The sequence below is a fragment of the Chryseobacterium sp. Marseille-Q3244 genome (assembly GCF_940807095.1).
In the GTDB taxonomy this organism is placed as follows: domain Bacteria; phylum Bacteroidota; class Bacteroidia; order Flavobacteriales; family Weeksellaceae; genus Chryseobacterium.
Genome location: NZ_CALNWX010000002.1, coordinates 452,292 through 477,310, shown reverse-complemented (window position 1 = coordinate 477,310; position 25,019 = coordinate 452,292). Strand labels below are relative to the sequence as shown.

At 31.8% G+C, this 25,019-nt stretch carries 31 protein-coding genes; 9 read left to right on the top strand and 22 right to left on the bottom strand.

What is annotated here, in order from left to right:
* Window positions 1-118: 118 nt before the first annotated feature.
* From NBX25_RS05315 to NBX25_RS05305, 3 genes are all read right to left on the bottom strand, one after another.
* Window positions 119-442, bottom strand: a complete 324-nt coding sequence (locus tag NBX25_RS05315) for a bacteriophage spanin2 family protein (protein WP_002981146.1) — start codon at window positions 440-442, stop codon at window positions 119-121.
* A 38-nt stretch (window positions 443-480) separates the two neighbouring features.
* Window positions 481-1,548 (bottom strand): phage tail-like protein, encoded by a 1,068-nt coding sequence (locus NBX25_RS05310; protein ID WP_250253007.1) that lies wholly within the window; start codon window positions 1,546-1,548, stop codon window positions 481-483.
* Between the two features lie 108 nt (window positions 1,549-1,656).
* Entirely contained in the window at window positions 1,657-2,448 is a 792-nt protein-coding gene (locus NBX25_RS05305) for a hypothetical protein (RefSeq protein WP_002981148.1), read from the bottom strand.
* A gap of 687 nt (window positions 2,449-3,135) precedes the next feature.
* Here NBX25_RS05305 and NBX25_RS05300 point away from each other — a divergent pair.
* Window positions 3,136-3,531 (top strand): Het-E N-terminal domain-containing protein, encoded by a 396-nt coding sequence (locus tag NBX25_RS05300; protein WP_002981150.1) that lies wholly within the window; start codon window positions 3,136-3,138, stop codon window positions 3,529-3,531.
* Complete coding sequence (locus tag NBX25_RS05295; RefSeq protein ID WP_250253006.1) at window positions 3,521-6,934, top strand: hypothetical protein; 3,414 nt, start codon at window positions 3,521-3,523, stop codon at window positions 6,932-6,934. Before NBX25_RS05300 ends, NBX25_RS05295 begins: the two co-directional genes overlap by 11 nt.
* Window positions 6,935-7,128: 194 nt before the next feature.
* Here NBX25_RS05295 and NBX25_RS05290 read toward each other — a convergent pair whose 3' ends face one another.
* Entirely contained in the window at window positions 7,129-7,551 is a 423-nt protein-coding gene (locus NBX25_RS05290) for a hypothetical protein (protein ID WP_027374947.1), read from the bottom strand.
* Between the two features lie 16 nt (window positions 7,552-7,567).
* Window positions 7,568-7,969, bottom strand: coding sequence for a DUF6876 family protein (locus NBX25_RS05285; RefSeq protein WP_002981153.1), 402 nt, complete (start codon window positions 7,967-7,969; stop codon window positions 7,568-7,570).
* A gap of 412 nt (window positions 7,970-8,381) precedes the next feature.
* Here NBX25_RS05285 and NBX25_RS05280 point away from each other — a divergent pair, with 412 nt between their 5' ends.
* Complete coding sequence (locus NBX25_RS05280) at window positions 8,382-8,921, top strand: hypothetical protein (protein WP_002981155.1); 540 nt, start codon at window positions 8,382-8,384, stop codon at window positions 8,919-8,921.
* Between the two features lie 204 nt (window positions 8,922-9,125).
* Here NBX25_RS05280 and NBX25_RS05275 read toward each other — a convergent pair whose 3' ends face one another.
* The 8 genes from NBX25_RS05275 to NBX25_RS05240 all read right to left on the bottom strand — a co-directional run bounded on the left by NBX25_RS05275 (window position 9,126) and on the right by NBX25_RS05240 (window position 13,778).
* The gene (locus NBX25_RS05275; RefSeq protein WP_002981156.1) at window positions 9,126-9,929 is read right to left on the bottom strand and encodes a PRTRC system ThiF family protein; all 804 of its coding nucleotides are present in this window, start codon (window positions 9,927-9,929) and stop codon (window positions 9,126-9,128) included.
* Window positions 9,926-10,648 carry a PRTRC system protein B gene (locus tag NBX25_RS05270; protein WP_002981157.1) on the bottom strand — a complete coding sequence of 241 codons (723 nt, stop codon included), beginning with the start codon at window positions 10,646-10,648 and terminating at the stop codon, window positions 9,926-9,928. Before NBX25_RS05270 ends, NBX25_RS05275 begins: the two co-directional genes overlap by 4 nt.
* Complete coding sequence (locus tag NBX25_RS05265; RefSeq protein WP_002981158.1) at window positions 10,645-11,811, bottom strand: hypothetical protein; 1,167 nt, start codon at window positions 11,809-11,811, stop codon at window positions 10,645-10,647. The genes NBX25_RS05270 and NBX25_RS05265 overlap by 4 nt, the downstream gene beginning before the upstream one ends.
* A 77-nt stretch (window positions 11,812-11,888) precedes the next feature.
* The gene (locus tag NBX25_RS05260) at window positions 11,889-12,107 is read right to left on the bottom strand and encodes a PRTRC system protein C (RefSeq protein WP_002981159.1); all 219 of its coding nucleotides are present in this window, start codon (window positions 12,105-12,107) and stop codon (window positions 11,889-11,891) included.
* A 17-nt stretch (window positions 12,108-12,124) separates the two neighbouring features.
* The gene (locus NBX25_RS05255) at window positions 12,125-12,676 is read right to left on the bottom strand and encodes a PRTRC system protein E (protein WP_002981160.1); all 552 of its coding nucleotides are present in this window, start codon (window positions 12,674-12,676) and stop codon (window positions 12,125-12,127) included.
* Window positions 12,677-12,709: 33 nt separating this feature from the next.
* Window positions 12,710-13,141: a hypothetical protein gene (locus NBX25_RS05250; protein WP_002981161.1), complete on the bottom strand. Its 432-nt coding sequence runs from the start codon at window positions 13,139-13,141 to the stop codon at window positions 12,710-12,712.
* Between the two features lie 16 nt (window positions 13,142-13,157).
* The gene (locus NBX25_RS05245) at window positions 13,158-13,367 is read right to left on the bottom strand and encodes a hypothetical protein (protein WP_002981162.1); all 210 of its coding nucleotides are present in this window, start codon (window positions 13,365-13,367) and stop codon (window positions 13,158-13,160) included.
* Between the two features lie 12 nt (window positions 13,368-13,379).
* A complete protein-coding gene (locus NBX25_RS05240; RefSeq protein WP_002981163.1) occupies window positions 13,380-13,778 on the bottom strand; it encodes a single-stranded DNA-binding protein in 399 nt (132 codons plus the stop codon).
* A 664-nt stretch (window positions 13,779-14,442) separates the two neighbouring features.
* Here NBX25_RS05240 and NBX25_RS05235 point away from each other — a divergent pair.
* On the top strand, window positions 14,443-14,619 hold the full coding sequence (locus NBX25_RS05235) for a BF3379 family histone-like protein (protein WP_002981164.1): 177 nt from the start codon (window positions 14,443-14,445) through the stop codon (window positions 14,617-14,619).
* A 67-nt stretch (window positions 14,620-14,686) separates the two neighbouring features.
* On the top strand, window positions 14,687-15,238 hold the full coding sequence (locus NBX25_RS05230; protein ID WP_002981165.1) for an AAA family ATPase: 552 nt from the start codon (window positions 14,687-14,689) through the stop codon (window positions 15,236-15,238).
* Between the two features lie 55 nt (window positions 15,239-15,293).
* On the opposite strand, the gene NBX25_RS05225 is transcribed toward NBX25_RS05230, so the two are convergent.
* The 9 genes from NBX25_RS05225 to NBX25_RS05185 form a co-directional block, all read right to left on the bottom strand.
* Window positions 15,294-16,127, bottom strand: coding sequence for a DUF8464 domain-containing protein (locus NBX25_RS05225; protein ID WP_002981166.1), 834 nt, complete (start codon window positions 16,125-16,127; stop codon window positions 15,294-15,296).
* A 418-nt stretch (window positions 16,128-16,545) separates the two neighbouring features.
* On the bottom strand, window positions 16,546-17,643 hold the full coding sequence (locus NBX25_RS05220) for a hypothetical protein (protein ID WP_002981167.1): 1,098 nt from the start codon (window positions 17,641-17,643) through the stop codon (window positions 16,546-16,548).
* 59 nt (window positions 17,644-17,702) lie between these two features.
* Window positions 17,703-17,924, bottom strand: a complete 222-nt coding sequence (locus tag NBX25_RS05215) for a hypothetical protein (RefSeq protein ID WP_002981168.1) — start codon at window positions 17,922-17,924, stop codon at window positions 17,703-17,705.
* A 39-nt stretch (window positions 17,925-17,963) separates the two neighbouring features.
* Window positions 17,964-18,599 carry a helix-turn-helix domain-containing protein gene (locus NBX25_RS05210; protein WP_250253005.1) on the bottom strand — a complete coding sequence of 212 codons (636 nt, stop codon included), beginning with the start codon at window positions 18,597-18,599 and terminating at the stop codon, window positions 17,964-17,966.
* A gap of 1 nt (window position 18,600) precedes the next feature.
* Window positions 18,601-18,852, bottom strand: coding sequence for a DUF3853 family protein (locus NBX25_RS05205; RefSeq protein ID WP_002981170.1), 252 nt, complete (start codon window positions 18,850-18,852; stop codon window positions 18,601-18,603).
* A complete protein-coding gene (locus NBX25_RS05200) occupies window positions 18,849-19,403 on the bottom strand; it encodes a hypothetical protein (RefSeq protein WP_250253004.1) in 555 nt (184 codons plus the stop codon). Before NBX25_RS05200 ends, NBX25_RS05205 begins: the two co-directional genes overlap by 4 nt.
* Window positions 19,404-19,418: 15 nt before the next feature.
* On the bottom strand, window positions 19,419-19,682 hold the full coding sequence (locus tag NBX25_RS05195; protein ID WP_002981172.1) for a helix-turn-helix domain-containing protein: 264 nt from the start codon (window positions 19,680-19,682) through the stop codon (window positions 19,419-19,421).
* A gap of 240 nt (window positions 19,683-19,922) precedes the next feature.
* Window positions 19,923-20,765 (bottom strand): RteC domain-containing protein, encoded by an 843-nt coding sequence (locus NBX25_RS05190; RefSeq protein ID WP_002981173.1) that lies wholly within the window; start codon window positions 20,763-20,765, stop codon window positions 19,923-19,925.
* A gap of 46 nt (window positions 20,766-20,811) precedes the next feature.
* Window positions 20,812-22,401 (bottom strand): helix-turn-helix domain-containing protein, encoded by a 1,590-nt coding sequence (locus NBX25_RS05185; RefSeq protein WP_225875512.1) that lies wholly within the window; start codon window positions 22,399-22,401, stop codon window positions 20,812-20,814.
* A 386-nt stretch (window positions 22,402-22,787) separates the two neighbouring features.
* Here NBX25_RS05185 and NBX25_RS05180 point away from each other — a divergent pair, with 386 nt between their 5' ends.
* From NBX25_RS05180 to NBX25_RS05165, 4 genes are read left to right on the top strand one after another with little or no spacing between them, the layout of a single operon-like run.
* Complete coding sequence (locus NBX25_RS05180; protein ID WP_002981175.1) at window positions 22,788-23,009, top strand: hypothetical protein; 222 nt, start codon at window positions 22,788-22,790, stop codon at window positions 23,007-23,009.
* A gap of 14 nt (window positions 23,010-23,023) precedes the next feature.
* Entirely contained in the window at window positions 23,024-23,191 is a 168-nt protein-coding gene (locus NBX25_RS05175; RefSeq protein ID WP_002981176.1) for a hypothetical protein, read from the top strand.
* 18 nt (window positions 23,192-23,209) lie between these two features.
* Window positions 23,210-24,694 (top strand): MauE/DoxX family redox-associated membrane protein, encoded by a 1,485-nt coding sequence (locus tag NBX25_RS05170; protein WP_002981177.1) that lies wholly within the window; start codon window positions 23,210-23,212, stop codon window positions 24,692-24,694.
* Window positions 24,695-24,740: 46 nt separating this feature from the next.
* On the top strand, window positions 24,741-25,019 hold the full coding sequence (locus NBX25_RS05165; RefSeq protein WP_002981178.1) for a DUF6520 family protein: 279 nt from the start codon (window positions 24,741-24,743) through the stop codon (window positions 25,017-25,019).

Below are 25,019 nucleotides of genomic sequence, written 5' to 3'. Positions count from 1 at the left end.
GTGTCGCATATTTTTTTCCACTTTTCTTTTTTCTGATTACTGATTCTAAAAATGATAGTCTTATTCTCGGTTTCAATCGGACTCATTTGAAATAGTAAATAGTTTCATTCTGGTATATCTAAATTGGAATAAAAATTAGAGCAGCAATTGCTAAAGCGCCAACAAAAACAGAATTCAATACTTTCCATTTCTTCATTTGCCTAATGCCTGCTTTCTCAAGGCTAATCTGTTCTTTCTTAGCTGAAATTCCATAGATACAATCTTTATCAAATCCCGTTATTTTTAGATTAAGTACTTTTGCATTAAAATCTTGAACTTCATAGCTTCTGCCAACTTCTATTGAACTTTCAATTAATGGTTTCCCAGGATTAGCTACTATGGTTTTGCAGGAGGTCAATGAAATACATAATAACAGAATTAAAAATATTTGGTAATTTTTCATCACTCTATTTTTTTAAGTTCAATTAAATTTGCAATGCATTAAAGTGCTTCCCAGTTTGCCACACCATTTACACTCTTTAGAACATACGTTCCTACAGGTGGTGGTTGAGGAATTAATTCAGTAGCAAAACCAAATGATCCATCAGATTTAGCCACCACTCTTTTCGTATATGAAGAATCGTTATCTGCATTTGGCATTTGTGAAGGAGTGACACTTAATTTTCCATTGATATTGAGCCATCTTTCAGAAAAATCCCCCGAAATCAACGCGAATTTGTAATCAGTATAATTATTTGTGATACTATCCCAGAAGTTGGTTGAACTTGTTGTAACGGGGGTTGAATGTATAGCTAATTTATTGCTGACGCTTCTATTTCCAGAAGCTGGACTACCTGCTCCAACACCAATAAATACATTGTTTGAACCTGTTCGGTTTCCTGTACCTGACAAATATCCTATCGATATATTATCATTTCCGGAAGTGATGTATGACATTGCTCCTGCTCCGATTCCAATATTTCTGTTTCCTGAAATTATTCCGTTTGCAATTCCATTTAGTGCTGATACACCTGCTCCATAGTTTAACTTACCGGTTATTTCTCCCTGAGACATTGCGTAAAAACTAGCAGAATTTCCTTTTCCTGAAGTGATCTTCGAATCTGTTGCAACGATGGAATTATACTCGCCTGTAATTTGACTTCGGGAATTTCCAAGTGTATAATTTTCCTTACTATCAAAATCAAGATGGAGATTACTTTTGACAACGAGTTCGACAGTTGAGGAGTTTCCTCTGAGAGCAACGTTATTTAGAGGGTCTTCCTGAATAAAAGGTATCCACGCACTACCATCAAAATAATATAAACCTGATTTTGTAATATGAATGACTTGGCCAACTAAATTTGTAGCAGGTAATGTGACAAAGACTATTGTTCCCTTTTTCGCAGTTGAATAAGTTTTTGTTGCCAGTTGCTCTCCCGTGATACGTGGTGGAATAATTCCATCATAATGATTAGTATCATTGGGTTTGCCTACAACTTCTAATGTTGCTTCTGGTGTTTGGGTATTGATTCCGACTTGAGCGTGAACCGCTATACCAAAAAAGGACAAAAAAAGATAAATAAGTGTTTTCATTTTATTATTGTTTTTATTTAAATTCATTTGGTTATAGAATCGCTTTCTTTCATCACTTGTATCAGAATTTCAATTTTGAAAATTCTATTTTAGATATGGCTTCCTCCAGTTAGAATAACTTTGCACTTCTCCATATGTATAAAATGAGGGTGACATTGAACTTAAAGTGCTTTGCGGAATTTGAAAACCATAATTTTCAAGCAAGGCTGGAAAATATTGTGTTGAATTTTCTCGATGCAGTAGGGCGATTTGATACGGAACAAACCCTAAATCACTGCATATATCTCCAATGTTTATGAAAGTATTTCCTGTGATTGGTTCACTATCTAATCTGTATAACTGAAAACGGATATTGACAATACCATTAATTTTTTTAAAAGATATATTTCCATTTAATCCTCCAAAATTTTTTGTTCCTACAGAGTAAGATTTCGATGAAGTCAAATATGCGTTTGTATTACCCCACTGATTTCTCGGAGTTGACCAAGTTGATGTTGCAGTAAGACCTGCAGTACTGGTTGGGTCGAATGTCAGTAAAATGAAATATTCGATTGGATCTTTATCTTGTAAAAGTAGCTGCCAAAAACTTCCATCAAAACAGTATAATCCTGTTTCAACAACAGACTTAACCTGACCGACTAAATTGGTCGCAGGAGATGTCACAAAAACGATAGCACCCTTTTTACCTGAAGTATATACCTTAGCAGATAACTGGTCGCCTGTAATACGAGGAGGAATTACGCCATCATAATGATTAGAATCACTTGGTTTTCCTACAACATCCAAAGTAGCTTCTGGTAATTTGGTATTGATTCCGACTTGCCCTCGCATAGTTATCACAGTAAATAGCAGAAAAAAATAAAAAGGTATTCTCATTTCGTTTTTTGGTTAACATTTCTTCTGCAAAGTTGGGACATCAAAACCTTGAAAACAATAGTGTTAATGGGAGCTGGGCTAAATAAGATGAATTTGGATGATTCTGGAATCTCTGGAGATTAAAAAAGAATAATCTGGATTAATCTGGAATCTTAAACCTAATTTCACAGAAAACAAAAAAACAAGTTCCGCAGTTTTTTACCCTTTTTGAAGAAAAGGCAAGAGAGTCTTTGTGTATCAAACTTGAAAAGTTTGTATATACAAAGACACATCTTGCTATCAGAACGCACGAGTTTTTTAGAGAAACAAAAAAACAATATAAATATTTGATTATAAATATTTTAAAAGACATTATTATGCAATCAAAAAAAATAATAAAATGAAGATATCTTATTACACACTTTTTTGTTCAGGTTTGGAGTGAAACTGTAAACTTTCTACTGAGGTCTTAACAAAACCTGTAAATTACTTTTACAGGATTGCGGTTCATATTTATGATTTTATTGCAGGTAAAATGCTAGGTTATAAGATTTTTTTGGCTGCAAATATTTTATGCAGGTTAAGGTAACAATGCCATATTAGAAGTTTTTAGTTGTGTACTAGTTAAACTCCGCTACAATACTCACTGTCAATTTGACACATTCCAAATTGGTACATTGCTTGTGATAATCTACTAATATTTAAACTATGCCATTAATTACTACAGCAGCCATTGCTGCATTGTACCCATTTTTAATTGAATTAGCTAAGAAAAGTGCTGAGAAAGTTGTTGATACATCAAGTGAAAAACTAACCGAAGGAAGCATTGATTGGTTAAAGTCTTTATTTTTCAAAAATAATGAACCAAAAAATGCACTTAAAGAATTAATTGATGCTCCTGAAGACAAAGAAAGACAAAATGTCATTAAAGCAATAATTGAGAATTCTATTGAAGATAATCCTGAAAATGACAAATTTCTAAAGGAAATTCTTAACAAAGTTCCAAAAACAGAAACTTCTATATACAAAAGTAAAAACGTAAATACTGGTGACGTAAATACCCAAGGTGGTAATTTTAGGATAGGCGACGATTATGGAGTATAAAAATGTAAACACTGGAAATATTGATGCTGAAAGCGTTGAGATTGGAGATAAAATTTATAATAATATTACTCAATTTATAGATGGATTAGGTCTTTTACTTACAGAGTATAAGCAACAGCTTGATGAAATCAACCACCTGATTCTGGCTTTCAAACCCAAAACAGCTCTTGTTTTACTTCAAGCTCTTGAAAAAAGAATAAATGACAGCCAGACTACAGTAGATAATAAAACAAAAAGCAAGTTATTATTCTTAAAAGCTCTTTGTAAAAGAGAATTGTCTGAGTTTACAAGTCAAGAATCTGCAAAAGATTTCATTCACGCTTATAATCTCAATAAAGAGGATGAAGTTTTAAAAACCAAAGCCTGCATAGAATATCTTCATATTCCAGATTCTCAAAAAGCTGTAATATTAGCAGACGAATTATTAAGTATTGATGAGTATAATCTTACAGCTTGGATAGTAAAGACAATAACGTCCAGTAATATCAAACAATTTTTAAAAACTGTTCCTAATGTAATAATCAACGATTACGGTTTTCGTCACAGTATAATTTATCACATTATAAGAGTCGAGAAACTTAATTATCTAGAAGATTTGAGACAATATAATCTTAAGCTAACTTTTGATTTCGAGAAGTACAAAGAAATTAATTTTCAGAACAAGGACTCATTTTTAGTTGCTATAGATCTTTTTGTAAATAGAACTTTCAATGACCATCCTATTCGATACATCAACGGAAAACATTTTTCTATTGAACGTTTTCCAGAATTGAATAGTGGTTTGAGCCTCATCGAGAAATATGTAGTTGGTCTAGAAAACTCAGAAATCGCAGATTCCACCAAAAATCAAAAATTTTATCTCCATTTTTTAAAATACTTAATATCCAATAGCCCTGAAGATATACAGATATTAGAAAGTTTATACAATGAAATAGAAAAACCTAAATGGTTTTTCACTAATGCAATATGCCAGATTTATAATCACCAAGAGCATTACCAAAAGGCATTGGATTCTTTAAATCTATATGAAAAATCAGGAGAAGAACTACATTCTGAATTTTACCTTTTCAAATCAATCGTTCTTTATCTTCTTGAAAAGAATGATGATATTGATGAATTGTATAAAAATTATTTGGAATCGATAGATATTCTTGATGAACGACATTTGTTCAACATTATCAGTGCATTTTTCAATGTTCAAAGGCAAATCGGAAATAAGCACAAATATGTTGAATATCTAGATTTAGCCCTGCAAAAAAACTTTTATCCAAACGAGATTAAGACTTTATTAAAAACAATTGTAGATTTAAGATATATTGAGAAATATGATGAAAAAGAAGTTTATAAATCCCTGAATAGCATAAAAGATAGTGTGGAGTTAAATATTAACTGTAAAAATCTTATTGCTGAGGATTTAGATTTTATAGGGAAAACCAACGAAGCAATACAATATCTGGATTCATATTTAGACAAATCAAAAGTTTCTGGCACCCTACGACTTTACATATTATTACTTGATAAACAACTCTCTGATAAAAATGATTCAGAACAGTTTCGTTACAAAGAATTACTAACTCTTTTAGAGTTTTGGAGGTTAAACAGCAGTTTTGTAGATGAACACCTTTGTAAAATCGAGTATAATCTTTATCTAACAATTAATGACTTTCCAAAGCTAAAAACAATCAGTGAATTTCTATATATTAAATTTCCAAGTAACGAACGATATTTGTATTCTTATTTAGTTTCGCTTGAGAGATCTAGTGATTTTGATAAAATCAAAGATATTTCTGACAGTATGTCTGAGATCTTTAATGATGAAGAGGTAGGAGTTTTTATTTCTGGAATCTTGGGAAGAAATGACATTAATCCAAAAAAGGGATTCGATATACTTTACAACCTGGCAAAAAATCCTAGTAATACAATGGCCAGAAAAAACTATATGGTGGGATCTACTCTATATGATTCATTTTTTGAAAGATATGACGAGATTTGTTTTGGATACTATGTGGTGTATACAATTGGTGATCAAAAATTTCGCGAACAGATTTCTCCAGGTAATGAATTTCATAAGAATTTAATTGGGAAAAAAATTGGAGATCAAGTGTCTATACCTTCCCCAATGACCAATAGAATTAATTCTGTAGTGATTATTGAGATATTCAATGATGCTGTAAACTTATTCCGAGAAATCAATGAAGAGGCACATAATCCGCTAAACAATCTGGGATTTGAATCTTTTCAGACACCTACAAATCCTAAGGATTTTGAGAAAATGCTTATTGAGCAATTTGGCATTAGTGGTTCCCAAGAAAATGAACGAATTAGAGAATCACTAAACAATTATTACAGCTGGAAAATTGGATATACGGAAGTTGTAAGAGCTGTATTCAAAGATAATTTTATAGATGCCTATCTACATCTAACAACTGACTCTGGTAGTAAGTTCACTACACTTCCCAATAGATTAGTCAGGTCAATCACAGATAGTCCTGACATTCTATTCGCATTGGATTTTAGTTCTTTGATGCTTTTTTATTTCTTGGAAAAAGAACTTGATTTCAAATTCATTCATAAGTTTAAAATATCTTATTACATAAAGGAACATATTGAAAATAAAATTTTAGAATTAAAAGGTTCTCACAAAACGTTTATGTATGTTCAGATAACTATGGATGGTGTCAGACCAAGCCCAGTTCCTGAAGATTACAATGAAAAAAGAACTACCTTTTTTCAATCGATTTTAGATTGGGTAAATGAAAATTGTGAAATCGATTATGTTGAAGAAAAGCTAAATGTTCTTCCTAAATTAAAACAAAATGAATCTGATTTCACAGGTAATTTTTCAAATTTAATGGTAGACAATATGTATTTTTCATCTAATGATAAGTACAGATTGATAAGCAGTGACAGTTCTTTAATAAGAATAAAATCTGAACAAAACCTATATTATAATTATATAAATCCAGAAAAATATTTGCTCAGTTATTATCCCGAAAAATGTAACAGTGAGTTTTACAGATTTCTTCTGAAGTCAAAATATTTGGGAATAGGAATAGGACTTGACACCTTAAAAAACGAATTCTATGACTTTATAGCAGGTAGAGAGAACTATTACCCTTTAGTATTAGAGAATCTACAGTTTACAATACACGGTGATGAATCAGTCATTAATACTTGTATTAAATTTCTAAAGCATCTATATTTAATCAATTCATTATCTATGAATGATAAAAACAGATATGCTTCTGAGATATTTAGAAATACATTCTACGGTATTCCATCAAATTTAATTCTTAAATATAAGTCCCAGCTCGCAACCGAGTTTAAGTTGTTAGGAACCAGTTATGATGAAATATTAAAAGAATTTGATTTAGCGGTCAAATTATATTACAATAAATCTTAGAAATTCTTTCAAAAAGATTGCAACCTTTTTTCGAAAGCATCTAAAGTCTTTGCACGGAAATGTTTTTGAAATGGGGTTGCTTCAGACGTCTCAAAAATGCGTTTCCGACCACAGGGAGCAATTGCATTTTTGACAACTTTTTACAAAAAAAAGAGCCAATTGGAATTTATCCCAATTGGCTTTATTATAACTAATTACATTTTAGTCTGCAATAATCGTTGAAGATTTTTAGATTTTCTGAAATTAATCAACTTTTTAAACTCCGGAGTTTTTGAAAATTTTTGAAGTGCCGCAATAGTATCTATGTCTTTGTCGGAAATACTTGAGATTTTAATGCAGACAGTTCCTATATCTCCAAAACAATTTCCTAAACCAAAAAGAAGAGAATAGTAAGTTTCTTTGGAAATAGGACGTTTAAAATGTGGTAAATTAGTTATACCTTCCTCATCTTCATTCATAAATCGTAAGTCCTCATTAAACATCTCTTGCGAAAAGAATAGACCATAATCTATCCCATTGTAAGTTTCATACTTTAGATTATATTGTTCTTTGAGAAGTTCATTTACCTCTATCGCTTTTTCTGGTTTTTTCAAATATATTATCGAGTAAGTTCCCATTTTAAATATTTTTAATTTAAAAAAATACGATTGCCTGTACATCGTGAGGTTCTTTTTGATTAATGTTCACTGGTAGGAGTAAAACATTATCTTCTTTCCAGATTGTAAACTCATTAAAGAAGAAATCAGAAAACTCAATATCTTGTGTAGCCAGAACATTATCATTTCCGTCAGTCGCAGAAAGGTTGAATCTATTCGCTTCAATTCTTTCGATTTTCCAGACTTGGAATTCTTCTTTTTGAAATTTTTCTGAATATTGGTAGGATGCAATGCAGTCAAGAAACCAAAAGCAAGATTCTTCCCGAGCTATAGTTATGACACCATCTGTTAATAACAATTTTCCTATGTAGGAGTAATAAGATTCTGTTCCCATAAAACTGTCATAAAAATCATTGGCTGAAATGTTTGGATTTTTCATAATTGAAATTTTAAAAATGTTTGTATTTTGTTTTATTTTTCGGAAAAGTCACAGATTGCTGTGTTTTAATTTTTTCTGATTATGGAGTTGTTTTTCATTGCTTTTTGACGATAGAAATCCAGTTTCAGCCAAAACCGGAATGGAAAAATGAAATGAAGGCTTCGAAATCTTTTTGCCCGAAGGATTTTAGGAGTGTCTGGAAAAATTATTGAAGCGATGTGGAAAGAATTTTTTAGAAACCCAAAAAGATTTTTTGAGCAGAAAAGGATTTATACTTTTGCAAACTGAAAACAACCTATGTAGTCAGAAAAAAAGCATAAGAATTAGAACCCTTTTTCGATTGTAAAACAAGAAATAAAAATCAATAATTGTATATTTGAATATCCAACAAACACATTATTAAAGAGGGTTTATGAAAAAACTAATTATATTATCACTACTTTTAATCGGAATATCAGGATTTAGCCAAACGAACTGTGAAGCTCTAAAAAAAGAAAACGAAGCTTTGCAATCAACCAATAAAGTTTTGACTTCTGAAAACGATTATCTAAAAAAAGTGCTTGAAATCAATAAGCCAATTCTTGAAACAGAAACAGAAAATTCTTCTTATAGAATCACAAAAGTTACAGGTAATAAAGCTGGGAAAAACATTGAAATAAGTTTCCTTATTATGTCCAAGGATGAGAATAAAAAAATGACAATCGAAGATATTAGTATTGTGGATATCGAAGGTAATGAACACAAAATTGACTTGTATAAATCCAGCAAACCATTTCCTGAATTGGCCAAAAATGTTCCTTTCAGACTAAATTTTTCATTTAAAGATATACAAGGTGAGCCATTGTTTATCAAAATATTTAAATTCAAAACGACCTCACAGCCTGAAAGAAATACATTTGAGAAAACGAAATCAAACTTAGAATTTAAAGATTTAAAAGTTGTTTGGAACTAAGATGACTGAACAAGATTTTTTGAATCTACTTGATTTTAATAATTCAAAAAAATAAAATACTCCGCATCCTTTTTTCAAAAATATCTAAAGCCAAAACAAGGCAATTTTTTTGAAATAGGGTTGCTCCTTATTTTGCAAAAATGCGTTTCCGACCTCAGGAAGGAATTGCATTTTTGCCGCCCGACTTTCATCGGACAGCAAAATCTACAATTTAATCGCTTGAGAATGGAAGTTCTTTAGATTAAGAAAAAAACCTCTGTTCTCAGTTAATCCATCACAGAACAAATTCCACAAAAGCGAACATCCCATTTGAGCCAAAGTTGAATTGATAAACAAATCTTGTCTTGCTAAAGCTTCTGCCAGACTGCAACTTGGCGTATCGTCCTCAGTCTCGGATTGTTTTAGAAGTTCTCCGAATTCCTCAGTAATAAATGGAAGATTACTTCTTGTTTCATATTTATCGGATTTTGGTTGTGCTAAGCTTCCAACAGTAGATAACAAGACTTGCCCCGTATGTTTACCATTCCCAAAATCAATCCAATATTTAGGTTGATTGCTGAAACTTTTATAATCATCTCTCTCTTTTAAAATTTCTGCAACACCAAACCTTGCCTGTACATTATCTACGCAGGTCATTGTAATCGTTGCTTTAGCATCTTCTGAAAATCTGCCGAAGCTATCTTTTTCAAACTTTTGTGTTTCGGCTTTCCAATTGGTTCCTGCCCATCGATTGATGCGGTTGATTAACGCAACGGATTTATACAATCCTCTTTCACATTCTGCAAACCGTTGTCTGCCTATATTGGCATTTGTGACAATATCATCATCCCAAAGACGAACCTGTAATCCTGCGTGTCCTAATTCAATAAGACTGTGGTTCATTTCCATTAAAGCTGTTAAAACTTTAGAACCTGTCCCTCCTCCTCCAATTAGGTTTAATGAAATTGGGTTGGTCGGACTAAGCAAAGAATTGTCTGCAAAATGAACCATTATTTTTGTTGCAATCATCGTAATAAATTTTTGAGGGTTTTATTGTTTTTCTTTAACATTTTGACAGGAAAAGCTTCATTTGATTCAAGCAATTTTTTCCAAAGGTTGACTAAGTTCCCATCAATAGGATTATGATTACCTACCAAATGGCTGAAATAAGAATTGAAAAAGTAGTTCTCCCATTGTTCTATAAATTCTTCGACCGAAGCTGAGTTTTTAATTTTTATATCTACAGTTCCCATACAAACATCACCGTCATTATAGACGTTGAAAAATGGAGCATAATGCAATGGTGTTTTTTCTGTTGGTCTTTTATCGTTTGATAATGCAAAAACAGAAAGAGTTTCTGTATCCGCAATCCATAGCATTGCAGGAACTTTTGCTTTTCCGCTGGGTATTTCCAGATTTTTCACAAAATACATTTGTCGTTCTTGTGCTTTGGTGTACCAAATCACTGAACCTTTTTGGCTTGGGTTAATATGCAAAATGTTATTGGCTAAGATTCCTTTAGATTTTAAAAAGGCTTTCTCGATTTCTTCATCAATGACTAATGATTTTGCTAACGCTTTTGCTTCATTAACAGTTAACGGATGTGCATTGACTGGATTTCCATTTCTGTCCATATCAAAATGTTCAACGTACATTTCATTTTTATCTAAAGATTCGTAAAAAACCAATGCAGATTTTGGTTCGTACAGTATTCCGAAATATTTGTTGGTGTCAATTACATTATTCATTCTAATTTTTTACAGGTTAATACTTGATGTAATTTTTCCATTAAAGCGAATAAACGATATTCAAAATCAAAATCCGCTTTTGGAATTTCTGTTCCATTAATAGGTAAGTAAATAGTTGGCTCTTCAATGCTTCCGTATTCATTGAACTCCGCATTAATGCTATCTTCAATATTATTGTACAAACAGCCTTTGGTGTTAGCTACAAATGAAATGTACATATCCATTGATATAGCTTTATTGGAATAATCGTCATCGTGCGGGTTTTCTTCAGATGATGGTTTATTTCTGAAAATTGTTGTATTTGGATATTCTGAATAAAGAGCAAAAGCTTCGGAAGCAACTTTGTGGCAAATGATGTCAAATTCATTTTGGATTTTAAAACACTTCAAACGCTGTTCAAAAAAATCCAAATTTTTAATATTAAAAATTTTTCGTTCTATTTTGTCTCCTATATTCTTTGACATTTCAAACTCTCTGCAATAATGATGTGAATCCTCTCCTGCTTCATCCTCCTCCATCCATCCTTCGTGCATTTCGTATATCCAATACAGATAACTAGCTTGTTGTCTATAATATGGAACGTTGGCAATATGATAAAGGTAACTAAAAACCGAAAGTAAAAGTTGAGCATTCTTTTTACACATTTTGTCGTGAAGCATTTTAAAAAGTGGTACAACGGGAATAAAATAAAGTGATGTATTAGTGCAGAACTGTTCTTCTTTTGCAAAATGAAACTTTTTGTTAGTTCGTATGAGTTTGAATTGATTCCAATCCGCATTAGCCTGTTTCATTTTCGTTTTTATATCCCACATTGCCAAAGCCAAATTATATGGAAAACCAAAGTCTTTTGTTTGCATTGGCTCTACTCCATACTGTTTGGAAAATTTAGAAAGGGACTTATAAAAGTCCCTTTCTGTGTTAAGTATTTTCTTGCTACCTTGAAAATGTGAAACTTCTTCTTGTTTTGGTAGAAACTTACATTTCAGAAAACCATTGGAAGCATTGCTATTGGTACAGACTTCTGTTTGTCTTTCCGAATTTCGTTCAAGGTCTTTGGTTTTTGAAGCCAATGAGCGAACCTGCCCAATTGTTGATGTAACTCTTCTTGTTGTCTTTCTTCCGGTAACTTGATTTTTCCCGATATGATTTTTTGTTGCATTCATTTTTATTTTGTTGTTGGTTGCTGAAAAATGAGGACTGGATTTAAAGTTATTTGCTCTTAACAAGTCGCAATATTTATCTATCCCTTAGTCCCCATTACACTTTCAAATTTGTACTGTATAGTATCATCTTTAATCTGCGGTGCTGAAACTTTTGCAGTGGTTAATATTGGGTAAGTATTAGCGTAAAAATTCATCACAGCTTCTACACTCCATTTAGGTTCGGGGTCTGTAAGTTTTATTTCGTGTCCATTGTGTTTCAAAACAAAAACTCGTTCTAATAGTGTTGCAAGTAACATTTTTAAGATTTTTAAGGTTAGGTAGTTTCAGTTGGTACATTGTTGTCATTGCTTTCAGTAAAAAGATTGGGGGCAAGAAATTTGGAGTACTCGTCTTGTTTACCGCGGATAACTTCGGCGAAGTCGGGATAATCTGATGCTTTTGGAAGTGCTGTCCAAGCATCTTTATATTTTCCCTCTTTTTCAAGTTCTTCGGCTTTTTGCAATGCTTCTTTATACTTTTTTTCTTTGGTATCTTTTTCCTTTTTTTCCTTGTCCGTCTTTTCCTTTTCCATTGCCGATTTCTTTTTAACTTCTTCAAGTTGCTTCATAAAAGCTTCCATATCCACCATCAATCCAGAAGCGGTTTGCAATGGTGTCGTTATTTGTTCAAAAAAACCGTTATCGAGTTCCTCTGCTGTACCACGAAGATTGAGAGGTGGAATCAATTTCCTTGCTTCGTCTCCACACTGCTCATTACTGAGCAGTATGGAAAGAACAAAGCAATTTTCAGTCGTTGGACGAAGTGTGATTTGCAAATCTCCTGTTAAGTCCATTTTTGCTATATGTCTGAAAAAATTGGTCTGCATAATTCTTATGATGTGAAATTTTGAATCTATAAATTATTTTGTGAATTCCTCCAATGAAAATTCTTCTGTAAAAAATTCTTCGCTTGTGTGTTTTCCGAATGCGTTGTAGATGGCATTTCCGCTCTTAAAAACTTGCATTTGACGGTTGTGCAAATCGTGTTCGGGTTGTAAAAGTTGTTTCAAATCATCTTTTTCCAATTCGACGAAAAATTGATTTTTTTCTGAAAGCCATTCTTCAATTTGAGGGTAGTTTTCTTTAGAGAATTTGAAAAACTCAACTTTGACATCTTCATAGTTGAGCCATTTCAAATCAGAATCATTTTTCACAATTTTCACAACTTCCAATCTTTTCTTTTGGATTTTTTTCCATTCTTCGGTGATATGTATAATTGCAAAATCACAGTCGTCCCATTCGCTCTTTGCTTTTATTAAAAAATATTCGGTTGGTTTGATTGATTTTTTCATTTTCTAATTTTTCTTGTTAATTGGTTTCGTAGATATAAGTTCCACTTACTTTAAGAGGTTCTGCCCCTTGTGTTAATCGGATTTCTGATTTAAAGATCTTGGAAATCTTTCTTGCATATCGTACTGCTGTAGTTCTGTCACATTCGGTGAGATAATAAACTTCTATGTCTTCCCATCCTCGTTTGTCTTTTTTCTGCTTTATCTGAAAATTAAATTGTGCTTCCATAAATTTCACTAATTAGAATGGTAGATCGTCGTCTGTATCTTCCGCAAATGTTTTTTTGTCTTGCGCTTTTTCTGTCACAAAGTTTTGTACATCTTCTCGTTTTCCTCCTCCGTGAAACTTTATATTTGAAGTATGGAAGTTTAATCCAGACCTTATCTCTCCATCCTTACCTATCCACGCATTTGAACTCGTTCTGCCTGATAGTTCAACCAAAGTTCCCTTAGTTAAAGATTTTGCGACATTAGGACTTTGCCAATATGCGCAATTATAATAAGTGGTCTGCTCCACCTTTTCTCCTTGTCTATTTTTGTAGCTGTCATTGATGGCTATTGAAAAATTCACAACTTGCTTGTCGTTTTTTAAGATGTTGATTTCTGCGTTTTTGGTAACTCTACCGATAATTGTGTTCATAATGTTTCGATTTATTTTGTTAATGATTTCGTTGATAATTATTTATTTTATTAATGATTAAAATCTTGAGTGATTTGATTTGGTATCGAGGACACTCGGCTCTCTTTTTTATATTTAAGTTTTGAAAAACAGTATATTTTGTTGTTTTTCTATTTGTTTTTTCGTTGATGTCAAAGAGCGTCTTGAGTTGAATTGATTAGTATAACTGAGGTTCCGGCTTTTTCTTTGCCTATGATTATAGGAAAGCATCAGGCACACAAAACCCGATTCACTTCCCGTAATGGATTACAGTGGTGAATCGGGCTTGAAATCTTTTTGTCCGAAGGATTTAGGAGTGTCTGGAAAAATTATTGGAATGAAGTGGAAAGAATTTTTGTAGAAACCCAAAAAGATTTTTTTGAGTGAATGATGCTATCCTACATTTGCAATAGTAAAAAGCACAAACCACAGTTATGAATTGGTTCAATGAAGTTTTTGTCAACGAAAAACAAAGGAAAATCCATTAGAAAAAAATCGTTTTTCACATTCTGACTTTTGTAAAATGAAATTCAAATAGTTTGATGATTTATCATTCTATAAAAAATTTGCAAATAGGCTTAAAAGTGCTTATAAAAAGGAATAAAAATTTATATTTGCGGTCTTATTAAATATATAAACATACATTATGAAAGAACTTATCGAAAAAATCAACGCAGAATTTGAGGCGTTCACTACAGAAGCAAACCAACAAGTTGAAAAAGGAAACAAAGCAGCTGGAACTAGAGCAAGAAAATCTGCTTTGGAACTAAGTAAATTATTTAAAGACTTTAGAAAAATCTCTGTTGAAGAATCTAAGAAATAATAATTGATAAAAAATAAATCCCAGCTTTTCAGTTGGGATTTGTTTTTGAATACCAAAATAAAAATCTATGCTCAAAAATAAATCCCAACATCTATTTGTTATTACCGGCGGACCTGGAGCTGGAAAGACAACTTTACTAAATGCACTTGAAATTAAGGGAAAACGTGTCATTCCTGAAGATGCCCGCCAAATTATTAAACAACAGATGCAGATTAATGGTGAAGGACTGCCGTGGAAGAATAAAATTTTATATGCGGAGTTGATGTTTGAGGCTTCTTTAAAAACTTATCAAAAAGTAACAAGCGAAGTTTTGGATAAAACAGTTTTCTTTGATAGAGGAATTTTGGGTGCAATCTGTTATATGGAAATGGAGAATATTCCTGTATCCGATGAGATAGTGGCTGTTGTACGCTCAAATCCATATAATCAAAAAGTATTTATCCTGCCACCTTGGTTAGACATCTACGAAACAGATAATGAAAGAAAACAAACTTGGAAAGAGGCAGTATATACTTTTGATTTAATGAAACAGACTTATACAAAATTTGGTTATAAAGTTATTGAAGTTCCTAAGGAAAATATCGACAAAAGATGCGAATTCATTTTCAGTAATATTTGAAATAATTTTATTTCTCCATCATTTTTTCTCGTAATATTTAAATAAAAAACACCCTCTAAATGTTGCAGTACCACTCGTTCAAATCATTATACGACTCATAAATCACGGAACAGTCTTCTACATTTTTGTATCGTTTTTCAATTTTAGACTTGACAGATTTTCCATTGGAGTCATTATCTAAAAACAGTGAGATTTTATTATACTTCTTCAATTCGTTTTCAACTTTAAAAAGCATTGATGTAGAATTGAGAATCAGATAATCTGAGCTTTGTTCTTTTTCCATATTTCTGTAAGTAAGGTAATCGAAAAAGCCTTCAAAGATTGCAATTTCATCAAAGTTATTATTTTGAGTTTTTATTAATGTAACATCTTTCTTACTCAAACAGATTTTAGAATATTTGTTTCGTATTTCGAAACCACCAGAGTCATTTAAAAAGCCTATTCCAAAATACTTTTTTCCATTCATTTTGTAATGAATCTCTCTGACCAAATCCTTTTGCTCATAAACTCTTCGTGATGTTAAATACTGAACTAATGCAAAGTGCCTAATTTCACTCGTTTTTAAGATTTCGTATTCCAATTCTTGATTAGAATCAACTTTCTGAATATCATTCTGGACAGAAAAGCCAAACCTTGCCAAGTATTTCAAAGCATCAGAAACAGAACATTGATTAATTTGCTGCACAATTGAAATCACATCATAGCTTTTGCCAGTCCCGAAATCAAATGCTCTATTTTTCACAAAATCAACAGATAAACTGGGTGTCCTCTCCTCTCTGTCAATTGCAAAGTAAAAAGCCGTTCTTCGGTTTTCTTTGGACGGAAATAAGTTGAACGATTCCAGAACAGTTCTGATTCCTATTTTTTGTTTAATTTCTTCGCAATTCATTTTTTTTCTTTTTAAAGCAAATTTTTCATCTTCATTTTCCTTTTAGATAAAAAAAAACTTTTATCTACTTTTAATATACTTTTAGTAAATCGCCATATCGTATTACCACAAAGGATTTCCATTATTTTTCGAATGAGTGCAATTCCGAATTTAAAATAAGTGCAATTCCGAAACTGAAATGAGCACAAATCCGAAAAAAACCAGATTTTGGAATGAGTGCAATTCCGAAATGCCTTTTTTAATTGTTTATAGATTCTCTCAATTATTCGCGATTTTAATGATAACCAATAATTTTAACTCTATTAGAAAAAATGAAATGAGCGCAATTCCGAAAACAATGACTGAAGCTATCATTTTTTAAGATTTCTTTAACTCCAGCTACCGCAATTCCGAAATCCGAATGAGCGCAATTCCGAATTCACAATATTATCGGGTAACCATTTGGAATTAATTTTCCGGTTCTACTCTCCTGATATATTTGTATAACCAGCTTCTGAATTTCTTGTAAAAAAGCTATCCCTTGAAATATGACAGACTGTATTTTTTTCAATCTGCAGATTTTGATGAATCTTTTAAAAGCTTTTTCTATCAATATTCGGGTCTGGGGAATATTTCTGTATTGATGAAAGAATTGTTTCATTTCATTTTCCTGTAAGCCAAATCTTTTCCGGAAATAGCTTAACCTTTTAGTGATTTCAGGTGTTTTTTGTAAGTCTTCGGACATCAAAACATCTGAAGTAATTTTAGCTTTGTAAGGAAATATAAAGATAGAATCCCCTTTGTATTGGTAGTTGAAAGATAAACTATTGTGTATATCCAAGCTAATTCTTGCAAGCTTTAGAAACTTAAAACAGAAATCATTGGCTGTTTTATAGTTAAGTCCAAATTTTTTGTTCAAAGTCGATAACTTTAGAACTGTTCCACTTTCAGGTATTTTTGAAAGCCAGATGGCGAAAATAATATGTTTGTTGTTTCTTACGTTGTAGACCAAATTATATAAAATGTAGTTGTATTCAGGAATGACCAACAGTTTCTTAAGCCAATAACTGCTGACTAAAAATGTAGTATAACCACGTTTGTCATAACTGGGTGTAGAAATCAATCCACCGAAAGTTTTAATTTCTTTTCCTTTTGAGTTCAAAGATTTATACCAACCCATTTTGAATCGTGCAAGAAACTCATATGCATCAACGACTTGTTGTGTTGAACCACTTGGTGAAATTTTACTGTTTCTGATTCTAATGGACGCAAAAATATTGTTGTCCGTCTCAAACTCTTCATCAAAAAGCGATAATTGTTTAGGTCGGTCTTGCGGACGAAATTGTTCATTACTGATTATAGAAATAATATTGAAAATAACACGCAAAGCATTAATTGGAATATCTGCAGCCTCGTTGTCATCGAAAATAAAGTCATCTACAAAACGATTTCCTATTCTTATTCTTTCCTGACTGAATTCATTCTTAACTTCAAATTTGTTACGGATTAATCGAAAATCCTTATCTGGATTAGCCATTCTATTGTTTAAGATATTGTAAGATTTAATCTAATTATATTTCAAATTGCTTGGAAGGACTAAATCAATTTAATTTTTTCACTTTTAAGCGTTTTCGAGCCATCAGCTAAGCTGTAATATTTAAAAATATTAACTCCTTCTGCTTTAAAAACTCTTTTGTCAGCCTTACCCAAATTGAGAATTCGTACTTTTTGGATGCCTTTATATTCTGCAAGCATACCATTAATAATAACCTTTTGTCCAAGTTTTAAATCGGATATTGTAATTTCTTTTTTACCCATTACTTTTTGAAATTTGATTTAATGATTTTTAATTCTGAGTTAGGGGCGCTTTATATTTGGAATATCTTTTAATGAAATTGGATTATCTTCACTTGAATTATTCATATAGGGCAGTGTACTTTTTAGTGTTGCTTTCCAATTACTGATTGGACGATTAAATGCATTTTTCCATCCTTTATCAACCCAGATTTTATATTTTTTTTCAATGGAAAAATCCATTGGCGAATCATAGCTTTGCAACGTCTTTGCATAACTGATAAATTCTTCCCAAGAAGGGATGATGGTACTTTCATTGGCTAAGTTGTCAATGATTTGAGGGATTTCTAGAATTGCTCTTTTTCGTAAGTTTTCCGTATCAGAATCTTTTTTTATACCTTCTTTTTCCGGTTTAATCTCAAAAGAATAATCTAAAAGTAAACGATAGTAGCAAGGAAGCCCATTGCTGGTCTGAAATTGTATTAGTCCTCTATTTTTGAGCTTATCTTTTGACGCTTTTATGGTAACTCTCGTCAGACCCAACTCTCTTGCTAATTCCACATCAGAGATTTTAAAATCATAGCGGTCTTTTTCATAACCAATTTTAAGCAAGTACAAATACAAAGCAATCTCAGTAGGACTTATTTTGACAATCTTATTAAAATCCCAAAATCGTTGTATTAATTCAAGGTAATACATATTACTTCTGGGCGAAAAGCTCCAAAGCTTTCTCAATGTCAATAATGATTATATTACCCTTTTGGATAATGGCTTCATCCAATATTCCAGATGATTTTATTTCAGAAGCTTTTGAAATGGAACATCCCAGAATTTTTGCCAATCCCTTTAATCCATATTCGTATTTTTGTTGAAATATGAAGTCTTTTGAAATTTCTAAAAACTCTCCAACAGTTAATTTCCACATTGGAGTTTTAAGATTTATTTCTTTCATAGGTTCTGGTTTTGATTGCTGTTTTTCATTTTCGAAATCCAATTTCTTGCAGCTGATTTCCAGCATTTCATTGGTTTATCATTTGTCAAACTCCAATCCTTAGATTGATACAATGAATAAAATTGACACGCTTCTTCAGATACTATATCCCGCTCATTGAAATACATTTCAATCTCATATAGCGCTGGTACAGAAAAATTAAATATTTCCTCTTGCAAGGCTTTTTCTTCCAAGCTTAATTCATTTTTGTTCTTATCTACACTTTCAAAATCAATAATTTCAATCGAGCTTCCTTCGTAAGAATTATAGCTCGGCGAATAATTAATAAATCCTGCATTATGTATCTCCCTAATACATTTATGGTAGGTTGCAAAAGATTTATTTTTACTTAGCTTCATTAACTCTTCGCGACAAACACGAAAGGGATTTTGAAATTTGGTTGAACTCCACAATTGGAAAATTGAAACATATAAGCTGAGATGTGAAGGATACATCCGGCTATCCTGAATAAAAGAGCCTAAGAAACTGATGATATTTTTAGATTTCTCCATAATTATTACTACCAATTAATGTTTGAAATCTTTCAGTAGTTTCTCAATATCCTTGTAATTGTAGTATAATGTCCCTCCTACCTTACTGTAAGATAGTGTTCCATTAATTCTTAAGTTCTGTAATGTGCCTGAAGAAATATTAAGCATCTTCTTGACCTCAGAGGTGCGAAGCCACAACTTTTGTTCTGTAGTATTACCTTGTAATAGTTCTTTGATAGCTTCCAGCAATTCAACTTTAAACTGCTGAAGGTCTTCTTTGGTGATAATGGATATTGCCATAGTTTTAAAATTGTTTTATTTGACAAAATTTCAAAATCACGCAAAATATCTTTCGGTAGTTTCTCGGTACTACCGAAAGATTTTTTTTATATAAAAAAGTTGTTCAAACTTTCCAAGCAATAGGTGTATAACATATAACTTCCGTAATTAAGCGGATATTTTCCCAAAAATATTTACAAATTCTCTGATTATTTGTGTTAGGGTATTTTTCGGTAGTTTGTCGTACTACCGAAAAATTACTTAGATATCTAAATCATCCAGATACTGATTAAGATTTTGTCGGAGTAAATTCAGAAATTTTGACCGATCATTTTTTCTTAGTCTTATTTCACCTAAAGTTTTATGATAGTTACCTAAACTAATATCAAATGATTTCTCTGCCCATCTAAAAATTTCCGATAGTTCGGTGTGACCCGAATTAAAACAATTACTTAGATGTAAGGCAAATAGTAATTCAGTTAGACTCACTTTCGATGCAGACCATACTAGTGGTGATAAAATTTTATTGCTGCGGTTTTCACTTAAATTTGCTATTGACTCTTTCAAATATTCATCAAATAGCTGATTGGCAATAAATCTTGCTACTAGATGATCGTGAGATGTTGTAAAACTTGTATCGAAATTGTAAAAGCCAAAAGATAGCTTCATTTTTAAATCATAAGAATTCCTCACAAATATCTTGTGATCCAAATAGGTGGCATCACGACGATAATAACTGTAAAATTCGGATTGTTCAGTATAAAAATTTTTTAACTTTTCTTGCTCAGCTTCATAATATTCTTTAATAATTTTAATGCCTGCATTAGGCTTATGAGATTCAATATCAAGGATTGTTGAATGATAAATAAATTTTGAAATAAACTGCGGTTTTATTTTCTTGAAAAAATGTATTTCTTGAGCAATTGTATCAAAATGATGGGATGAAATCATTCCTTTAACTTTTCGCACAGCGTTATCAATGAGAATCAAAGATTTTTCAGCGAGTTTGACAACATCATTATCTTCTTTATAAACTTTATTAATCTCTGATTCTAACTCATCATGTAATTGAGTAATTTCTCTAAAAATAGTATTTGTTACCATGTCCTTTTTCTAGAAATTTACAAAAAAACGTTTACTGGAGCCATTTTCAACTTAAACCGAGCTCTTGTTTTCGCTTTTTTATGTAATCCGCTGGACGAATCCCATTAATCTCGAAGAAAAGCTTTGAAAAGTTTTGTCTAGCCACAATACCGCACTCCTCTGCTAAAGCCTCTATTGTAAAATTTAAGTATTTATTATTACTGTTTAATAAAGTTGTAATATAATTAATCCGTAATCCAGCAATATACTTATTAAAATTTACACCTTTATTCTCATTAATATAAGCCGATAAATATCGTGAATTAGTATTGAGTTTAGCGGCTAAGCTATTTTGAGTTAAACGCTTGGTAAATTGGAGTTCCTTCTCAAACTTGTCCAACTTTATTCTAATTTCATGGGACAATTCAGGAGTGAGTAAACTCTTTTTTAACAAATTATCATCTGCTTCATCTACTTTTTTGTCCAAAAGCACATTGTTACCTTCAGCAATTCTCTTTTGAAGTAAATCATACTGCTTTTTTATTTTTTGGTCTTTTATATATTTGTAGGAAAGAATTGTAAATGCAAGTGATCCCGTTACAATAAGAATATTTGCAAACAACATATTATTTCGTCCAGTTGTCTCAATATTTTCTTTTTCTTGTATTAGAGTATTTCGGTCGTAATCCTTATGCAACTTATTTGATAAATAAGGATAATCTTTTGTAACCAAACTGTCAGCTTTTAAAAGCTGATTTGTGTAATAAAGCTGCTTATTAAGATCCTTATCCTTATAATAGCTAATTAGATAATTGTAACCCCTGTAAATCTCAGGAAATATAAATTGTTGTTTTTCGAATATTGAATCGATTGCGCCATAATATTTTATAGCATTGGGTAACTGGTTTCTTACTTCTGATATCTTTCCAAGATAATAATAAATTACCGAGGTCCATGCAAAATCATTTCTTTGCAACAATATCGGAAGTGCCTGCTCTAAATCTAATTTTGCTCCCGAATAATCCTTTTTATGAAATTTTGAAATTCCCCTACACTTAAGAAAGTAACTATTTTCAATAAGAAAATCACCATCATTTCTTGTCAGATGATATCCGAGATCGATTAAACTGTCGCTTTTCAAAAAATTTTTCAGATATCGGTTTACTATTGTCATCTGATGCAGTGAGTTATAATAAGCTTTTTTATAGTTGAAAAGTATATTCTCGTGCATTTTACTGTTCATTTTGGTGCTGTAGAACTCTGCGCAATTTGAAAAATGTTCTAAAGCCTCGTCATAATAACCTAAATGTTCTTTAACTATTCCAAGATGATATAAAACTTTATAATAATGGTACTCATCTTTTGAATCCTTTGAATATTTATATGCCATTAAATATTCATTCAAAGCCAGTTTATATTTTTTTTGATAGAAGTAATAAATGATTCCTTTGCTTAAGTAATCTTTGCTAATATCATCGTTGTTTTTATATTTAATACTTGCCGCCAACGCGCTGTCGGCATATTTCATTTTGTTAGCAAAATCAAATTGCCTACCGTCCCTATATCCTTGGATGAGTTTTGGCAAGTTATTCTGTCTCTTAGATTTTTGAATATAGTCCTTAACGTATGGCATTGCGCGAATGTCGTCAATGGTCATTTTTTGATAATTTTTTCTGATTTCCCAGAAGGTTCTCTCTTTTTTTTGCTGTGAAAATATGTGTTGAGAAAATGCAAAAATGAAGACGAGAAAGTAATTTAACTTTTTCATATGCTATTATTAGAGCCTCACCATTCCAAAATTACGCAATTTGCCTATAAACACTATCTATTTTAGCAGTTTACAAGCATTTTAAACGCAAAACGTACATAAGTCTGATTAATAATACATTATCATTAAAAATCACATGGTACTATTCTAAAATAGTGACGTCACTATTTTAAAATAGTACCGTAATGTAGTTTTTTTCTAGGCACTTGCCAGATAACTTTGGCTTCAGAATTCTACATAATCCGACGTCGGGATAATCAACAAAAATTTATAAAATGAAAAAGTTTATCCCATTTTTGAGCATAATGATTGGATCAGTTTTATCTCAAAGCTGTGTCCAGAGAGATGAAGATATCATCTCAACTAATAATGAAAAATTTGAAATAAAAACTAATCTACAGATGAGATATGATTCTGCAAAAACAGTACAACAAATAATAGATCCTGATCCCCCAGTAAGAGATGGAGATAATTGGAGAATAAAGCCAAGCAATTAATCAATTTACAACCTATGATTCCTCATACCTATATATCAATTGCAACAGGCTTACCATGTCCGGCGAGTGGCATTTGGGAAAGTATGGGGAATTTTAAAACAACCATTGCCCTTTTTAAAGGCGAGCTTATGCCGGATTATTGCGGTCATAAAGTTCGATGGAAACTTTTGACTGAACAGTAATCAAAAAAACTATATATCATGAAAAATTTTCAAATTTATTGTATTACTGCTGTTTCGTATTTTTTTGCCATCCTTTTTATTTATGCAAGTGTGAGTAAAGTACTGGATTTTGAAAACTTTCAGTCACAGATTGCCCAGTCTCCTCTGCTTAGCGTCTATGCTGGAAGCATATCCTATTTTACAATAGTTATAGAATTTATAGCGGTGTTTTTTCTAATGATTCCTGCAAAAAGAATTTTAGGCTTATACTTTTCGCTTGGACTGATGTCTGCTTTTACGATGTATATTTACCTAATTCTCGAGTATAGTGAGTTTGTTCCGTGCTCCTGTGGTGGAATTTTGGAAAATATGGGATGGAAATCCCATTTAATCTTTAATGGGATATGTGTAATTATTGCAGGTTTTGCCATTGTACTGGCTGAAAGACACCAAGGTCAGAAGGCAATTAAGTTTATTTCAAGACCTGTAGTGGTAATCTTCATCAGCTCACTGTCTGTTAGCCTTTTATATCTTCAGTCTGAAAAACAAATAAGAAAAAATAATAATTTCACAAGAAGATACATACCGCATGCAGTAGAAGAAGAAACTCATCTCAATATTGATTATAATTCTTTTTATTTTATGGGAGATGATTCTCATAATCTTTACCTCGGCAACACAACCGCACCTTTAAATATTACTGTTGTAAAAAAAGATCTGAGCGGTTTCTCAAAGTATCGAATACCTTTAGAAACTAAATCATATCAATTTAAAAGTCTGAAAATAGCATGGAAAGCTCCCTTTTATTATATCTATGACGGCACTGTTCCAGTGATTTTTAAGGGAACGATTTCAAATAATGACCCGTTACATAAAGTGACTGAAAATGAGATGTTTTTTGATCAGTTAAATGTTCTTTCGGAAGAAAACTATTTATTTAGATCACAAAGCTCAAAATTCAAAAATTTCGTATTGGGTTATTATCAAAACAACATTGTTAAATTGGAATATGATCTTCTGGGAACTGATGAAGCAGGATATATTGACAATGATGGTCTTTTACTTTCTGACCTGCAGACAAAAATGTCAGTGTATTTATATTACTACAAAAATGAGTTTGTTGCTTTTGATCATGCAAAAAGTAGAAATAGTAACAGATTAAAAATGATTGGTTTTCAAAAAGAGCAGAAAACCGAAACCGTAAAACTTCCTGACGGTTCAACGAAAATTAAGAATCCCCTTCAGCAAAGTGTAAAAAATGCTTTTGTCACCAATAATTTATTGTTTGTCAATTCAAATTCCAAAGCTGTCCATGATGGAACCATGCAGTGGAATAAGTCGAGCATTATTGACCTTTATAAGATTAATCAGCAATATTATTCCGGGAGCTTTCTGGTACCCAATCGCCATGGTGAGAAAGTAAAGGACATGTTTATCGCTGGTGAGTACTTATATATCCTCATTGGAAATGAAATTGTCAAATATCATTTTGCGCAACCGATACTTGAGCAATTTCACAGGTAAAGCCGAAAACCTGTTTTAATCGTAGGCACATCTTAATACAATTATTATGAGAAATCTTAAAACAATCATGATTCCCGTAGCCATCTTAGTGTTTGGTGTCGGAAGTGCTTTTGCTACAAACAAAGCAAAAACAGAGAAGAAAGCAAGTATTTTTGCTTATCATTTTGACCCAGCTGCTCCAGCTGAGAAATGTATTCCATTTGGAGAAATTGACTGTGATGTCATTGGTGGTACAGTTTGCACCGAATTGGTCAACGGTTCACCAAAAGTAATGCAGTCATATCTCAGCGATACGGAATGCGGACAGACATTATATAGAAATTAA

Bases quoted from the DNA above. Each gene is read 5' to 3' on its own strand.
- NBX25_RS05315 (WP_002981146.1), bottom strand. From the start codon at position 442: ATGAAAAATTACCAAATATTTTTAATTCTGTTATTATGTATTTCATTG.
- NBX25_RS05305 (WP_002981148.1), bottom strand. From the start codon at position 2,448: ATGAGAATACCTTTTTATTTTTTTCTGCTATTTACTGTGATAACTATG.
- NBX25_RS05300 (WP_002981150.1), top strand. From the start codon at position 3,136: ATGCCATTAATTACTACAGCAGCCATTGCTGCATTGTACCCATTTTTA.
- NBX25_RS05295 (WP_250253006.1), top strand. From the start codon at position 3,521: ATGGAGTATAAAAATGTAAACACTGGAAATATTGATGCTGAAAGCGTT.
- NBX25_RS05290 (WP_027374947.1), bottom strand. From the start codon at position 7,551: ATGGGAACTTACTCGATAATATATTTGAAAAAACCAGAAAAAGCGATA.
- NBX25_RS05285 (WP_002981153.1), bottom strand. From the start codon at position 7,969: ATGAAAAATCCAAACATTTCAGCCAATGATTTTTATGACAGTTTTATG.
- NBX25_RS05280 (WP_002981155.1), top strand. From the start codon at position 8,382: ATGAAAAAACTAATTATATTATCACTACTTTTAATCGGAATATCAGGA.
- NBX25_RS05275 (WP_002981156.1), bottom strand. From the start codon at position 9,929: ATGATTGCAACAAAAATAATGGTTCATTTTGCAGACAATTCTTTGCTT.
- NBX25_RS05270 (WP_002981157.1), bottom strand. From the start codon at position 10,648: ATGAATAATGTAATTGACACCAACAAATATTTCGGAATACTGTACGAA.
- NBX25_RS05265 (WP_002981158.1), bottom strand. From the start codon at position 11,811: ATGAATGCAACAAAAAATCATATCGGGAAAAATCAAGTTACCGGAAGA.
- NBX25_RS05260 (WP_002981159.1), bottom strand. From the start codon at position 12,107: ATGTTACTTGCAACACTATTAGAACGAGTTTTTGTTTTGAAACACAAT.
- NBX25_RS05255 (WP_002981160.1), bottom strand. From the start codon at position 12,676: ATGCAGACCAATTTTTTCAGACATATAGCAAAAATGGACTTAACAGGA.
- NBX25_RS05250 (WP_002981161.1), bottom strand. From the start codon at position 13,141: ATGAAAAAATCAATCAAACCAACCGAATATTTTTTAATAAAAGCAAAG.
- NBX25_RS05245 (WP_002981162.1), bottom strand. From the start codon at position 13,367: ATGGAAGCACAATTTAATTTTCAGATAAAGCAGAAAAAAGACAAACGA.
- NBX25_RS05240 (WP_002981163.1), bottom strand. From the start codon at position 13,778: ATGAACACAATTATCGGTAGAGTTACCAAAAACGCAGAAATCAACATC.
- NBX25_RS05235 (WP_002981164.1), top strand. From the start codon at position 14,443: ATGAAAGAACTTATCGAAAAAATCAACGCAGAATTTGAGGCGTTCACT.
- NBX25_RS05230 (WP_002981165.1), top strand. From the start codon at position 14,687: ATGCTCAAAAATAAATCCCAACATCTATTTGTTATTACCGGCGGACCT.
- NBX25_RS05225 (WP_002981166.1), bottom strand. From the start codon at position 16,127: ATGAATTGCGAAGAAATTAAACAAAAAATAGGAATCAGAACTGTTCTG.
- NBX25_RS05220 (WP_002981167.1), bottom strand. From the start codon at position 17,643: ATGGCTAATCCAGATAAGGATTTTCGATTAATCCGTAACAAATTTGAA.
- NBX25_RS05215 (WP_002981168.1), bottom strand. From the start codon at position 17,924: ATGGGTAAAAAAGAAATTACAATATCCGATTTAAAACTTGGACAAAAG.
- NBX25_RS05210 (WP_250253005.1), bottom strand. From the start codon at position 18,599: ATGTATTACCTTGAATTAATACAACGATTTTGGGATTTTAATAAGATT.
- NBX25_RS05205 (WP_002981170.1), bottom strand. From the start codon at position 18,852: ATGAAAGAAATAAATCTTAAAACTCCAATGTGGAAATTAACTGTTGGA.
- NBX25_RS05200 (WP_250253004.1), bottom strand. From the start codon at position 19,403: ATGGAGAAATCTAAAAATATCATCAGTTTCTTAGGCTCTTTTATTCAG.
- NBX25_RS05195 (WP_002981172.1), bottom strand. From the start codon at position 19,682: ATGGCAATATCCATTATCACCAAAGAAGACCTTCAGCAGTTTAAAGTT.
- NBX25_RS05190 (WP_002981173.1), bottom strand. From the start codon at position 20,765: ATGGTAACAAATACTATTTTTAGAGAAATTACTCAATTACATGATGAG.
- NBX25_RS05185 (WP_225875512.1), bottom strand. From the start codon at position 22,401: ATGACCATTGACGACATTCGCGCAATGCCATACGTTAAGGACTATATT.
- NBX25_RS05180 (WP_002981175.1), top strand. From the start codon at position 22,788: ATGAAAAAGTTTATCCCATTTTTGAGCATAATGATTGGATCAGTTTTA.
- NBX25_RS05175 (WP_002981176.1), top strand. From the start codon at position 23,024: ATGATTCCTCATACCTATATATCAATTGCAACAGGCTTACCATGTCCG.
- NBX25_RS05170 (WP_002981177.1), top strand. From the start codon at position 23,210: ATGAAAAATTTTCAAATTTATTGTATTACTGCTGTTTCGTATTTTTTT.
- NBX25_RS05165 (WP_002981178.1), top strand. From the start codon at position 24,741: ATGAGAAATCTTAAAACAATCATGATTCCCGTAGCCATCTTAGTGTTT.